Annotated in this window: 10 protein-coding genes; 6 read left to right on the top strand and 4 right to left on the bottom strand. The window is 58.9% G+C overall.

Annotated features, from left to right (window positions below; all coding sequences use genetic code 11):
• Positions 1 to 5: 5 nt before the first annotated feature.
• A complete protein-coding gene (locus tag JEM67_RS05100; RefSeq protein WP_199636660.1) occupies positions 6 to 1,229 on the bottom strand; it encodes an MFS transporter in 1,224 nt (407 codons plus the stop codon).
• A gap of 137 nt (positions 1,230 to 1,366) precedes the next feature.
• Between JEM67_RS05100 and JEM67_RS05095 the strand changes: the two genes are divergently transcribed.
• Genes JEM67_RS05095 through JEM67_RS05075 form a run of 5 tightly spaced genes read left to right on the top strand, consistent with a single transcriptional unit; the run spans position 1,367 to position 9,360 of the window.
• A complete protein-coding gene (locus JEM67_RS05095; protein WP_199636661.1) occupies positions 1,367 to 3,112 on the top strand; it encodes an IucA/IucC family protein in 1,746 nt (581 codons plus the stop codon).
• Complete coding sequence (locus tag JEM67_RS05090; RefSeq protein ID WP_199636662.1) at positions 3,109 to 4,059, top strand: GNAT family N-acetyltransferase; 951 nt, start codon at positions 3,109 to 3,111, stop codon at positions 4,057 to 4,059. The genes JEM67_RS05095 and JEM67_RS05090 overlap by 4 nt, the downstream gene beginning before the upstream one ends.
• Positions 4,056 to 5,804 (top strand): aerobactin synthase IucC, encoded by a 1,749-nt coding sequence (gene iucC, locus JEM67_RS05085; RefSeq protein ID WP_199636663.1) that lies wholly within the window; start codon positions 4,056 to 4,058, stop codon positions 5,802 to 5,804. Before JEM67_RS05090 ends, iucC begins: the two co-directional genes overlap by 4 nt.
• Positions 5,801 to 7,129: a lysine N(6)-hydroxylase/L-ornithine N(5)-oxygenase family protein gene (locus JEM67_RS05080; protein ID WP_199636664.1), complete on the top strand. Its 1,329-nt coding sequence runs from the start codon at positions 5,801 to 5,803 to the stop codon at positions 7,127 to 7,129. Before iucC ends, JEM67_RS05080 begins: the two co-directional genes overlap by 4 nt.
• A 35-nt stretch (positions 7,130 to 7,164) precedes the next feature.
• Positions 7,165 to 9,360 (top strand): TonB-dependent siderophore receptor, encoded by a 2,196-nt coding sequence (locus tag JEM67_RS05075; RefSeq protein ID WP_199636665.1) that lies wholly within the window; start codon positions 7,165 to 7,167, stop codon positions 9,358 to 9,360.
• Positions 9,361 to 9,424: 64 nt separating this feature from the next.
• On the opposite strand, the gene puuE is transcribed toward JEM67_RS05075, so the two are convergent.
• The 3 genes from puuE to JEM67_RS05060 are packed head-to-tail and all read right to left on the bottom strand — an operon-like array spanning position 9,425 to position 11,872.
• On the bottom strand, positions 9,425 to 10,363 hold the full coding sequence (gene puuE / locus JEM67_RS05070; protein WP_199636666.1) for an allantoinase PuuE: 939 nt from the start codon (positions 10,361 to 10,363) through the stop codon (positions 9,425 to 9,427).
• Between the two features lie 19 nt (positions 10,364 to 10,382).
• A complete protein-coding gene (gene hpxA / locus JEM67_RS05065; RefSeq protein WP_199636667.1) occupies positions 10,383 to 11,126 on the bottom strand; it encodes an allantoin racemase in 744 nt (247 codons plus the stop codon).
• Positions 11,123 to 11,872, bottom strand: coding sequence for a GntR family transcriptional regulator (locus tag JEM67_RS05060; RefSeq protein ID WP_199636668.1), 750 nt, complete (start codon positions 11,870 to 11,872; stop codon positions 11,123 to 11,125). Before JEM67_RS05060 ends, hpxA begins: the two co-directional genes overlap by 4 nt.
• A 166-nt stretch (positions 11,873 to 12,038) precedes the next feature.
• Here JEM67_RS05060 and JEM67_RS05055 point away from each other — a divergent pair, with 166 nt between their 5' ends.
• On the top strand, positions 12,039 to 13,499 hold the full coding sequence (locus JEM67_RS05055; RefSeq protein ID WP_199636669.1) for an NCS1 family nucleobase:cation symporter-1: 1,461 nt from the start codon (positions 12,039 to 12,041) through the stop codon (positions 13,497 to 13,499).
• Positions 13,500 to 13,542: the final 43 nt, after the last annotated feature.

Here is a 13,542-nt window from a genome sequence, read left to right as displayed (position 1 = left end):
ACCTGTTACTCTCCCGCAGAATGTAGCTGAATACGCTGCCGGCACCATAGCCAGCCGCTGAGACCGCCCAGCAGGACGGCCATCATCAGAGCCGCTGCAATCAGCTGTGACTCGCCATAAAACCTTGCCACCACCGGCACCATCAACGCGCTCAGACCGTAGCCCAGCGTATGGCTGGTGGCGATGGCCCCGGCGCCTTTGCCGGTGGATAACTTATCGTTCAGCATCAACTGATAACCTGGCGTCGCCATCGCCGCCCCGAAGGAAGCCAGCGCGCAGCCGAGATAGAACAGCGCCAGCGGTTGGGCGCACATCAACCCTAATCCCGTCACCATCAATACCGCCGCAATCAACAGCAATTGCGGCGCGCTGAATCGCTGCGGACGCACCACCAGGAACTGCGCCAGCAGCGTACAGGCCGCCGCTACGCTGAGCAATACGGCCACATGGTGGCTGACGGTCGTGGCAGAGTGGTTGAACAAACGGGTCAGATGCGGCGCCAGGCCAAGCTGCATCAGGCTGACCGATGCCGCCAGCAACAGCGCGCAAAGCAGATAAGGCACCATCGTGAGACGCAGGCGGTTTTGCTGCTGCGCCACCGGCGGCAAGGGCGGATCGTTATGCTGGCGGCACACCACCAGCAAGGCGATGAATGGCGCAATGGCCATCAGCCACAGCGGAGCCATCGGATGGAGAGACAACGCCAGCGCGGCGCACAGCGGGCCCAGCAACCGCCCGCAGCTCAGCCCGGAGCTGATGGTCGCCAGCGCCGACATGCGCTGTTCGTAGCCGGCACGCTGCAATGCCCAGGTTTGGCTGGCGGGCACCATGCCGGACACCGTCAGCCCATAGATAACGCGCGCCAGGATCAGGCCGCCCAGCCCCACCATCGGTGAAAGCCATCCGGCTGCCAGCCCCCAAACGGCCAACGCCAGTAAAGCAAAGCTGAACAAATAACCGGCAAGCGCCATCGTCACGACAAACTTGCAGCCGCGAATTTCAGACTGTCGCCCCCACCAGGGAGAGCCGACCAGAAACAGCATTGAGCCAAGCGTCAATAGCCCGGCCCAGACGGAAAGCGACAAGTGGGTCATGCCGACCAGCACCGGCAACGCCACCAGCAGGCCGTTTTGCCCGATGCCCAACAGACCGGCGCACAGCGCCAACGGCCAGTTTGAAGGAGACGTATTCCCAGATGCGAGTGATTTAGCGGGAGGTGAAATACTCATCAAAAGTAAGGTTACCGTTAATGAAATTATATGGTTATGAAAGAATCATTGAAAAATTGTATCATAGGATGATTGATAACAATAAATATTATTGATATAAGAATCATTCTCAATTGATTCTTAGCGAAAATCGGATCATGACTCTCCAGTTTGAAACCGCGGCGACCGACGTGGCTGCCCAATGTTTTCTCAACGCACTGATGCGTGAAACCCGGGACTGGCAAATCGTTCCAGCCACCAACCACTCACAGTATCCGCAGCTCAACATTCCGCTTTCATCTACCCAGGCTATTCGCATTGCCTTACGCCATACCTCGCCCACACAACACCATCAGTACCTTTTCCCTGCTTATCTGCATCAGCAGGACGATGGGGCTGGCGTGGCGCTAAGCATGGCGCAACTGGTCACCCTGCTGCTGGAGAAACCGGCAATAAAAGGTGAGCTGTCCGATGAGGCCGTAGCGCGTTTCCGGCAGCGTGTGCTGGAAAGTCATGATAATACCCGCCAGGCCATTGATGTCCGGCTGGACTGGCCTTCACTGCGCGACAAGCCGCTGAACTTTGCCCAGGCGGAGCAAGGTCTGCTGGTCGGCCACGCCTTCCACCCGGCGCCGAAATCCCATGAGCCCTTCGATGAGCAGCAGGCGCGCCGCTACCTGCCGGACTTTGCCGCCAGCTTCCCGCTGCGCTGGTTTGCCGTCGATAAGCGCTACCTGTGCGGGGACAGCCTGAACCTGACGCTGCAACAACGCCTGCAACGTTTTGCCGCCGAAAGCGCGCCGCAGCTGTTGGCACACTTTACCGATGACGTGTGGCTGCTGCCGATGCATCCGTGGCAGGCCGACCATCTGCTGACACAGACATGGTGCCAGGATCTCGCCGTGCAGGGATTGCTGAGCGATCTGGGCGAAGCCGGCGAGCGCTGGCTGCCAACCAGCTCCTCACGCTCGCTTTACAGCGCGGGCAACCGCGACATGATCAAATTCTCCCTCAGCGTGCGCCTGACCAACTCGGTGCGCACCCTGTCGGTTAAAGAAGTAAAACGCGGTATCCGCCTGGCCCGGCTGGCGCAAACGCCGCGCTGGCAAGAGCTGCAAGCGCGCTATCCGACCTTCCGCGTGATGCAGGAAGACGGCTGGGCCGGCCTGCGATCGGCGGACGGCACCGTCCAGGAAGAAAGCCTGATGGCGCTGCGCGATAACCTGTTGTTCGACCAGCCGCATAGCCAAACCAACGTGCTGGTAACGCTGACGCAGGCGGCACCGGATGGCGGTGACAGCCTGCTGGCCGCTGCAGTGCGCCGTCTGGCCGCCCGCCTGAATCTGCCGCTGCAACAAGCTGCTCATGCCTGGCTGGACGCCTACTGCCAACAGGTATTGCTGCCGCTGTTCAGCACGGAAGCCGATTACGGGCTGGTGCTGCTGGCCCACCAGCAAAACATTCTGGTGGAGATGCAGCAGGATCTGCCGATCGGCATGCTGTACCGCGACTGCCAGGGCAGTGGCTTTACCCGCGATGCCGCGCCGTGGCTGGAAGAGATTGGCGAAGCCGATGCGGAAAACCGCTTCAGCGAACAGCAATTGCTGCGCTACTTCCCTTACTACCTGCTGGTGAACTCCAGTCTGGCGGTGACCGCCGCGCTGGCTGCCGCCGGTTTCGACACGGAAGAAAGCCTGATGGCTCGGGTGCGCGACGCGCTGAGCGGCCTGCGCGCCACGGCCAAAAATACCCTGTGCCTGGACTACGTGCTCGACAGCAGCCACTGGAACTGCAAAGGCAACTTCTTCTGTTACCTGCACGACCACAACGAAAATACCATCGTCGATCCGGCGGTGATTTACTTTGATTTCGTCAATCCGCTGCGCCAGGGAGCCGCCCAATGATGCCGCACGCCAAACTGATGCATGCCGGCAGCGGCTTTCGCTGTGAACGGCTGGAAAAGGAGCTGCAACTCGGGCTGGGCCTGGACGGCAGTGCGGTGCTGCACTATCCCGGTTCGCTGCCGCAAGGCTGGCTGGTACAGGCGCTGGACCAGTTGCTGATAGCCGCACCGCAGTTGAGCGGTATCACGCTGCCCTATGCGCAATGGCGCGAAGAGCCGCAGGCTCAGGCGCTGTTCGCGCTCGCAAGCGGCGACTATCTGGCTCGCGAGACATTTTATCAGTTACCGCTGTGGCTGGGTGCAGAACGCAACCGCGCCGCCGCCCAGATGCAGTATGACGCCGAACGCAGTCTCTGGTACCCGCAACGCCCGACGCGGCCCCATGGCGAGGTCTATCGCCGTTACGATCCGCAGCTTAAACAGACCCTGAGTTTCCGGCTGCCGGAAGTAGAACGCGATGCCGGGCAATTCACCCGTTGGATGAATTCGCCACGCGTCGATGCCTTCTGGGAAATGAGCGGCCCGCTGGAAACGCAGGCGGCCTACCTGCAACGCCAGCTGGATTCCAGCTACTGCTATCCGTTGCTGGGGTGTTTCGACGATCGCCCGTTCGGTTATTTCGAAGTCTATTGGGCACCGGAAGATCGCATTGGCCGCCACTACCGCTGGCAACCGTTCGACCGCGGGCTGCACATGCTGGTCGGCGAGGAAGATCGCCGTGGCGCGCACTATATCCGCAGCTGGTTGCGAGGCCTGACCCATTACCTGTATCTGGACGAACCGCGTACCACGCGGGTGGTCGCCGAGCCACGCGCCGATAACCAGCGCCTGTTCCGCCACCTGCCGGCCGCCGGTTACCACACCGTGAAAGAGTTCGATTTCCCGCACAAGCGTTCGCGTCTGATCATGAATCAGCGCGATGAATTCTTCCGGGGGATCGGCTTATGACCACCACTGATTACGCCAACTGGCAACGGGTTAACCGCCAGATGATCGCCAAGATCTTGGCCGAGCTGGAATACGAACGCACGCTATGCGCCGAACAACATGACGGCCAATGGCGCATCGCACTGGGCGACGCCAGTTATACCTTCAGCGCCGAGCGCGGCATCTGGGGCTGGTTACACATCGACGCCGCCAGCCTGGCCTGCGATCGCCAGCCGTTAGCGGCCGACCAAACGCTGCGTCAGTTGGCGCAAGTGCTGAAGATGGACGATGCGCAGATCGCCGAACATCTGGAAGATCTGTACGCCACGCTGCGCGGTGATATGCAACTGCTGTCCGCCCGTCACGGCATGAGCGCGCAGGATTTGATTGCGCTGGACGCCGACGCGCTGCAATGCCTGCTGGCCGGCCATCCCAAGTTTATCTTCAACAAAGGCCGTCGCGGCTGGGGTCTGACCGCGTTGCAGCAATATGCGCCCGAATATCAGGGCCAGTTCCGTCTGCACTGGGTCGCGGCCAAACGGGGCAGCTTTGTCTGGTGTGCCGACGATAACTACCCGCTGGAAAACCTGCTCAACAGCGCCATGACAGCGGCTGAACGCCAGCGCTTTGACCGCCGCTGGCGTGAACTGAAGCTGAACGATGACTGGATCCCGGTGCCGTTGCACCCGTGGCAATGGCAGCAAAAGATCGCGTTGCACTTCCTGCCGCAACTGGCCGAAGGAGAACTGATCGAGCTGGGCGAGTTCGGCGATAACTATCTGGCGCAGCAATCATTACGCACCCTGACCAACGTCAGCCGCCGTTCAGCGTTCGATATCAAGCTGCCGCTGACCATTTACAACACCTCGTGTTACCGCGGCATTCCGGGCAAGTACATCAGCACCGGGCCGGCCGCCTCCCGCTGGCTGCAGCAGGTGTTTGCCGAAGACAGTACGCTGCGCGCCAGCGGTGCCGAGATCCTCGGCGAGCCGGCCGCAGGCTATATGACGCACCAAACCTACGCGGCTCTGGCCAAAGCGCCCTATCGCTATCAGGAAATGCTGGGGGTGATTTGGCGCGAGAACCCTTCGTGCTATCTGCGAGACGGCGAGCAGGCCATTCTGATGGCGACGCTGATGGAAACCGATAACCACGGCCAGCCGCTGATCGGCGCTTACATCGCCCGATCCGGCCTGAGCGCCGAGGCCTGGCTGCAACAGATGTTTAGCCGGGTGGTGCTACCGATGTACCACCTGATGTGCCGTTACGGCGTAGCCCTGATCGCCCACGGCCAAAACATCACGCTGGTGATGAAGGACCATGTGCCGCAACGGGTGCTGCTGAAAGACTTCCAGGGCGATATGCGCCTGGTGGATCAGGACTTCCCGGAAGCGGCCTCACTGCCGAAGGTGGTGAAGGACGTTACCGTGCGCCTGTCCGCAGACTATCTGATCCATGATTTGCAAACCGGGCATTTCGTCACCGTGCTGCGTTTTATCTCGCCGCTGATGCAAGCCTGCGGGGTCAGTGAATCCCGTTTCTATCAATTGCTGGCGCAGGTGCTGGAGCGCTACATGGCGCAACACCCGGACATGGCAGAACGCTTTGCCCTCTTTGATTTATTCAAACCACAAATTATTCGCGTGGTGCTCAACCCGGTGAAACTCACCTATTCGGAGCAGGATGGCGGCAGCCGCATGTTGCCAAACTATCTGCAGGATCTGGATAACCCTCTTTATTTGGTCACCAAGGAGTTTGCCCAATGAATCAGCCTCTGGATTTCATCGGCATCGGCATCGGCCCCTTCAACCTCAGCATCGCCGCGCTCGGCAGTGAAGTTGCCGGCTTTAACGGCAAATTCCTGGAGCGCAAACCGCACTTTTCCTGGCACCCCGGCATGATGGTGCCGGATTGTCATATGCAGACCAGCTTCCTGAAAGATTTGGTCAGCGCGGTGTCGCCCACCAATCCGTACAGCTTTCTTAACTACCTGGTGAAAAGGAAGAAATTCTACCGTTTCCTGACCACCGAACTGCGTACGGTGTCGCGCGAAGAGTTCGCCGATTACCTCGACTGGGCCGCCAACGGGCTGAGTTCGCTCGAGTTCAGCCAGGATATTCAGAGCGTGGATTTTGACGATCGGCAGCGCCAGTTTGTCGTCACCACCCAGCGCGCTACCTACCGGGCGCGCCATGTCTGCCTGGGCATCGGCAAGCGCATCAAACTGCCGGACTGCGTTACCGAGCAAAACGACCGCTGCTTCCACGCCAGCGAGATGACCTTGCGCAACCCGGATCTGACCGGCAAACGCGTCACCATCGTCGGCGGCGGCCAGAGCGGCGCCGATCTGTTCCTGAACATTTTCCGCGCCGAGTGGGGCCAACCGGCGCAGCTGAACTGGATCTCGCGCCGCAATAACTACAATGCGCTGGACGAAGCGGCGTTCGCCAACGAGTACTTCACGCCGGACTACGTCGACAGCTTTTATGGCCTGAACGACAGCGCCAAGCAACGCATGCTGACCGAGCAGAAAATGACCTCCGACGGCATCACCAGCGATTCGCTGCTGGCCATCTACCGCGCGATGTATCACCAGTTTGAAGTGCTGCGTGAAAAACCCTGGGCGCATCTGCTGCCAAGCCGTTCGCTGGCGGCGATCCACGCTCAGGGTAACGGCTATCAGTTGGTGACTCATCACCACCTCGATCAGGGCAAAGAAACGTTCGATACCGATGTGGTGATCTTCGCCACCGGTTATCAGCAGGATCGCCCGGCATTCCTCGCCCCGCTGGCGGAGCGCCTGCTGACCACGGCCGATGACCAATACCGCGTTGCCCCCGACTTCACACTCGAGTGGCAGGGCCCACAGGAAAACTGCCTGTTTGCCGTCAACGCCGGTATGCACAGCCACGGTATCGCCGAACCCCAGCTCAGCCTGATGGCCTGGCGGTCGGCACGCATTCTCAACCGGGCTTTAGGACGCGACCAGTTCGATTTAACGTCCACCCCGGCGGTGATCCAATGGCGCAGTCAGCAACCGGCCACCCCGGCCCGCGCTGAACACGTCATGCTCAATTACACCGAGTTTTAACTACACACCAAAATGGGAACACTGGAAAAATAACGATGAAACGCAAACACCTTTGGGTATTGAACCCTTGCCTGCTGGCGATGCTTGCGCCGGCGGCCTGGGCAGAAGAACAAAAAAGCGAAGATCAAATGGTGGTATCCGCCAGCCGCTCACACCGTAGCGTGGCAGAGATGGCGCAAACCACCTGGGTGATTGAAAGCCAGGAAATTGAGCAACAGGTTCAGGGCGGCAAGGAAATCAAAGATATCCTGGCGCAACTGATCCCAGGCATGGATGTCAGCAGTCAGGGCCGCACCAACTACGGCATGAACATGCGCGGCCGTTCGATGATGGTGATGATCGACGGCGTGCGTTTGAACTCTTCGCGCAGCGACAGCCGCCAGTTGGACTCCATCGATCCGTTCAACATCGAGCACATTGAGGTGATTTCCGGCGCTACCTCGCTGTATGGCGGCGGCAGCACCGGCGGCCTGATCAACATCGTCACCAAGAAAGGGCAAAAAGAGAAACAGGTTGAGCTGCAGGTGGGCGGAAAAACCGGTTTCGGCGGCCATAACGATCACGACGAGAATGTGTCGGCGGCGGTCAGCGGCGGCAACGATAACGCTTCGGGCCGCCTGTCGGTCTCCTATCAGCGTTACGGCGGCTGGTACGACGGCAAAGGCAATGAGGTGTTGATTGATAACACCCAAACCGGGCTGCAATATTCCGATCGCATCGACGTAATGGGTACCGGCACCATTAACATTGACGATCACCAGCAGTTGCAGGTGACGACGCAGTATTTCAACAGCGAGTCAGACGGCAAGCACGGCCTGTATCTGGGACAAAATTTCTCGGCCGTGACCGGTGCGGGCCAGGCCTCCAACGGCAGCAACCTGAATTCGGACCGTATACCGGGCACCGAACGTCACCTGATTAACCTGCAATATTCCAACACCGATTTCTGGGGACAAGATTTGGTGGCGCAGGTCTATTATCGCGACGAGTCGCTGACCTTCTACCCGTTCCCGACGCTGGCTAGCGGCAAGGTCACCAGCATCGGTGCCTCACAGCAGAAGACCGATTTTTACGGCGGCAAACTGACGCTGAACAGCAAGCCGATTGACGCTCTGACGCTGACTTACGGCGTCGACGCCGAGCATGAAAGCTTCAACGCCAACCAGCAGTTCTTCAATCTGGCCAAAGCGCAGCAGTCCGGCGGGATGACGCTGGAAAATGCCTATAACGTCGGCCGCTATCCGGGCTATACCACCACCAACCTGGCACCGTTCCTGCAGGCCAGCTATGACATCGACCCGATGTTTACCCTCAGCGGTGGCGTACGTTATCAATACACCGAGAACAAGGTGGACGACTTTGTCGGCTATGCGCAGCAACAAGGGATCGCCAATGGTCTGGCGAGCTCCGCCGATGCGGTGCCGGGCGGCAAAACCGACTACAACAACGCCTTGTTCAACGCCGGTTTACTGGCGCACCTGACCGACCGTCAGCAAGCATGGATCAACTTCTCGCAAGGCTTTGAGATCCCGGATCTGGCGAAGTACTACGGTTCGGGTACTTATAAGCTGGTCAACGGGCATTATCAGTTGCAGAAAAGCGTCAACGTTAACGACTCCAAGCTGGAAGGCATCAAGGTCAATGCCTACGAGTTGGGCTGGCGCTACACCGGCGATAACTTGCGTACCCAGGTCGCTGCCTACTACTCGCTGTCGGATAAAACCATCTCGATCAACAAAACCGACATGACCATCAACCTGGATTCGGATAAACGCCGGATTTACGGGGTGGAAGGTGCGGTGGATTACTTCTTCGATAACAGCGAATGGAGCACCGGCACCACCTTTAACCTGATCAAATCGGAAACCAAAACCGACGGCAAGTGGGAGAAGCTGACCGTCGACACCGCCAGCCCGTCGAAAGCCACCGCCTACGTCAATTGGGCTCCGGGCGACTGGAATCTTCGCATGCAGTCGCAGCAAACGTTCGACGTTTCGGATGCCGACGGCAATAAAATCAACGGTTACAACACCCTCGACTTCCTCGGCAGCTACGCTTTGCCGGTGGGGAAAGTCAGCTTCAGCGTGGAAAACCTGCTGGACAAGAATTACACCACCGTCTGGGGCCAGCGCGCGCCGATCCTTTACAGCCCAACCTACGGCTCACCAGAGCTGTACAGCTATAAAGGCCGTGGCCGCACCTTTGGTCTGAACTACTCAGTGCTGTTCTGATCCTGATAAGAGCGCCTCTACGGCGCCCAACATCAATCGACCCGTACCGCCATGCCGGCACGGGTTATTTTTTAAAAGGGTGCTGCGCCACCCAATGTTCGGCGATATCCTGTCGCCGGCACACCCAGACCCGATCGTGCTGCTCGACATAATCCAGGAACCGCTGCAACGCGCGAAACTTGCCCGGACGCCCCAGTAAACGGCAGTGCATGCCGATCGACAGCATCTTCGGCGACGCTTCCCCTTCGGCATACAGCACGTCAAAGCTGTCTTTCAGGTAAGTATAGAACTGCTCGCCGGTATTAAAGCCCTGCGGCGAAGCAAAGCGCATATCGTTGGCCTCAAGCGTGTAGGGCACGATCAGATGCGGTTTTTTTTCGCCATTGGCGCACTGTACTTCGGTCCAGAACGGCAAATCGTCGCCATAATAGTCGCTGTCGTACAGCAAACCACCTTGTTCTACCACCAGCCTGCGGGTGTTCGGGCTGTCGCGGCCGGTATACCAGCCGAGCGGCGCTTTGCCGAACAGATCGCTCAGTACCGAGAGCGCCCGCTGCATATGCTGCCGTTCGGCCGCTTCATCCATATTCTGATAGTGGATCCAGCGCCAGCCGTGACTGACCACATCATAATTGGCGTTTTTGATCGCCTCGACCACCAGCGGATTGCGCGCCAGCGCCATCGCTACGCCAAACACCGTTAACGGCAGGCCACGACGCTGAAACTCATTATGGATACGCCAGAACCCGGCGCGTGACCCGTACTCGTACAGCGACTCCATCGACATATGTCGTTCGGGGTAGCTGGCCGCGCCAATGATATCGGACAGGAACTGTTCGGAACCGGCATCGCCATGCAGCACGTTGTTTTCCGCACCCTCTTCGTAGTTGAGGACAAACTGGACTGCGATACGCGCCTGCCCCGGCCAGCGGGCGTGCGGCGGCCGGCCACCATAGCCCATTAGATCGCGGGGATACTCTTGATTGAAGTCATACTCTTTCATTGCTGTTTCCCTCTGCCGATTACCCGTTAAAACTGCCAAACATGCCGGACAAGGGTTTGACCAGCGGGAAATCCAGATCGCCGTGCTTGCTGGTGCTCAAGCCCAGCGCATGCAGCGATTCGATCATTTTCACCGCAGCGCTGACGCCGTCGATCACCGGGATCCCCAGCTCCTGCGTCAGTTCACGAGCCAAATCGGCCATGCCGCCGCAGCCGAGCACGATCGCCCCGCTGCCGTCGTGTTGCTTTGCTTTAATGCACTGTTCGCGTACTTTCTGCTGAGCCAGGCCGCTGCCATCTTCCAGCGTCAGCACCGGCAGATCGATAGCGTGCAGCGCGGCGCAGTGGTGCTCAAACCCGTATTGATGCAGTAAGTGGCGCGCAATGGTCAGCGTGCGCGGCAGCGTGGTGACGATAGAAAAGCGCGTCGCCACCAGCGTCGCCATATGCATGGCCGCCTCGGCGATGCCAACCACCGGCCGGCTTGCCAGCTCACGCGCCGCCAGCAGGCCCGGATCGCCAAAACAGGCAATGATATGGCCGCTGACGCCGGCTTCGCGGCCGAGTTTGACCTGCTGCAGAACACCGATCGCGGCAATCGCTTCGTCGAAATGGCCCTCTATCGACGGCGCTCCCTCTTGCGGACAAACCGCCAGGATCTCGGTGCCCGGCGCGGCCACGGCGCGGGCAGCACCGGCAATGGTCGCCGTCATGGCCCGGCTGGTGTTCGGATTGATAACCTGGATGATGCAATCGGCTGTCATAGAGGCTCCTGCAAACCGCTCTTGGCAAAAATACGGGCGAAATCAGGGGTTTCATCCGCACCGTCATTAAATCTCAGGTTCGCCACAATATCGTCAAAATGACGGGCCATGTGCTCCACCAGCGCCGTACTGTCCTTGCGGCGCAGCAGCGCCAGCAGATCGCTGTGATCGTGACAACGGCATCCCTGCTGCCAGGGTGCGCCGTAAACGGCAATCACCAGTGATGAGCGCAGCGTGAGCTGCGAAACCATTTCGGTCAGTACGTTATTGCCGGCGATCGCCTGTAATTGGACGTGAAAGGCGGCAGACAGACGAATGGCCGCCGCGCCGTCCTGATCGCGGTGCGCCTGCTGTTCCTGCGCCACGATGCCTTCCATCGCCAGCAGATGCTCTTCACGACAGGCGGCAATCACCTGCGGCAAATTGGCGCACTCCAGCATTTTGCGCGTCTGGAAAACGTTCGCCGCCTCATCCGGCCCCGGCGTTGTCACCTGTGCACCACGCTTGGGCAGGTGGGTAACCATCTGCACTGCGGCAAGGCGCTGCAGCACCCGCCGGATCCCGGTGCGGCTGACGCCAAAGGTCTCCGCCAACGTCTCTTCCGGCAATTTACTGCCGGGCAGCAGCCGGTGTTCGACAATCGCCTTCACCAGCTCGTTGTAAATATGATCGTCTTTATCTTCAGTGAAATAAGTGGCTTGTTGCCCGAGCCACGCGGTGTTGGCGCCGATCGTCGTGCCGATCATTTTGCTGCTCCCTGTACCGTTAGAGAATCAAATCGTATACAAGATTAAGATATTTTGTATACAAAAAAGAGCAATCTGGCCTGAATCCTGCAAAAGCCTTCTCAGCAATCTTTGCCAAAAAACAGATAGCCACCTCCGGGTGACGTTCTTGAGAGGAGCACGATTTATGCCAAACCCTAATGAAAATTACAGCCCAAAGCTGTGTAACGACGATCTGGCGCCAACGCGCGACCAGAACTGGAGCTGGTACAACATCTTTTCCTTCTGGATGTCGGATGTACACAGCATGGGCGGCTATGTGGTAGCCGCCAGCTTCTTCGCTCTCGGTCTGTCGAGCTGGCAGGTACTGATTTGCCTGCTGGTGGGGATCTGTATCGTGCAGTTTTGCGCCAACCTGGTCGCCAAACCCAGTCAACTCGGTGGCGTGCCTTACGCCGTGCTGAGCCGCCAGGCGTTTGGCGTGTTCGGCGCCAATATTCCGGCGGTGATCCGTGGGATGATCGCCTTCGCCTGGTACGGTATACAAACCTATCTGGCTTCCAATGCGCTGATGCTGACGTTGCTGAAATTCTTCCCGTCGCTGGAGCCGATGACCCTGCCGCATTTCCTCGGCCTGTCGCAGCTTGGCTGGTGTTGTTACATCACCATGTGGGTGTTGCAGGCGATGGTGTTCTGGCACGGCATGGCGGCCATTAAGCGCTTTATCGATATCGCCGGACCGGCGGTTTACGTGGTGATGTTCGCGTTGGCCGGCTGGATTGTATACCGCGTCGGTTTCTCCAACCTTTCCCTCACGCTGGCGAGCAAAAACCTGAGCGCCGGTGAACAGGGCTGGCTGATGCTGACCGCCACTGCGCTGGTGGTGTCTTATTTCTCCGGCCCGCTGCTGAATTTCGGCGACTTTACCCGCTACGGCAAAAGCTTTGCCGAGGTGCAGCGCGGCAACCGCTGGGGCCTGCCGTTCAACTACCTGTTGTTCTCGCTGGTCACCGTAGTGATCGTTTCCGGCACCCTGCCGCTGTTCGGTCAGTTGATCACCGATCCGATCGAAACCGTCACCCGTCTCGACAGCGATATCGCCGTGGCCCTTGGCCTGCTGACCATGATTGTCGCCACCATAGGCATCAATATCGTGGCCAACTTTGTGTCACCGGCGTTTGATTTCTCCAACTGTTCACCGCAGAAAATCAGCTTCCGCACCGGCGGGATGATCGCCGCCGTGGGTTCTTTCCTGCTGACGCCGTGGAACCTGTTCCAGTCACCCGAGCTGATCCACTACACGCTGGACGTGCTGGCGGCCTTTATAGGCCCGCTGTTCGGCATTTTGCTGGTGGATTTTTACATCATCAAACGCGGCGAACTGCACGTCGACGATTTGTACAACGCTACGCCGGGGGGACGTTATTGGTATAAGAACGGTTTCAACCCGAACGCTATCTGGGCGCTGGTGCCATCGGTGATTATCGGGTTGGCGATCAGCTTTACGCCCAGCCTGCATGAGGTGGCGAACTTTAGCTGGTTTATCGGTGCCGCACTGGGTGGGGGATGCTATCGGATCATTGCCCGCCGCGAATGGGCAGCCAATCAGTCAGTGACCTTTGCTAAAAGGCAGTTGAGCAAAGATTAAAAACAACGAAGCCCTGAGTTATTGCTAACTCAGGGCTTCTTAA

It is taken from the genome of Serratia sp. PAMC26656 (genome assembly GCF_016469055.2).
Classification (GTDB): Bacteria; Pseudomonadota; Gammaproteobacteria; order Enterobacterales; family Enterobacteriaceae; genus Serratia; species Serratia plymuthica.
Note: the sequence above shows the minus strand (reverse complement) of the source record. Positions and strands in the feature narration are given on the sequence as shown.

Coding starts and splice junctions, on each gene's coding strand:
- JEM67_RS05100 (WP_199636660.1), bottom strand. CDS start 1,229: ATGAGTATTTCACCTCCCGCTAAATCACTCGCATCTGGGAATACGTCT.
- JEM67_RS05095 (WP_199636661.1), top strand. CDS start 1,367: ATGACTCTCCAGTTTGAAACCGCGGCGACCGACGTGGCTGCCCAATGT.
- JEM67_RS05090 (WP_199636662.1), top strand. CDS start 3,109: ATGATGCCGCACGCCAAACTGATGCATGCCGGCAGCGGCTTTCGCTGT.
- iucC (WP_199636663.1), top strand. CDS start 4,056: ATGACCACCACTGATTACGCCAACTGGCAACGGGTTAACCGCCAGATG.
- JEM67_RS05080 (WP_199636664.1), top strand. CDS start 5,801: ATGAATCAGCCTCTGGATTTCATCGGCATCGGCATCGGCCCCTTCAAC.
- JEM67_RS05075 (WP_199636665.1), top strand. CDS start 7,165: ATGAAACGCAAACACCTTTGGGTATTGAACCCTTGCCTGCTGGCGATG.
- puuE (WP_199636666.1), bottom strand. CDS start 10,363: ATGAAAGAGTATGACTTCAATCAAGAGTATCCCCGCGATCTAATGGGC.
- hpxA (WP_199636667.1), bottom strand. CDS start 11,126: ATGACAGCCGATTGCATCATCCAGGTTATCAATCCGAACACCAGCCGG.
- JEM67_RS05060 (WP_199636668.1), bottom strand. CDS start 11,872: ATGATCGGCACGACGATCGGCGCCAACACCGCGTGGCTCGGGCAACAA.
- JEM67_RS05055 (WP_199636669.1), top strand. CDS start 12,039: ATGCCAAACCCTAATGAAAATTACAGCCCAAAGCTGTGTAACGACGAT.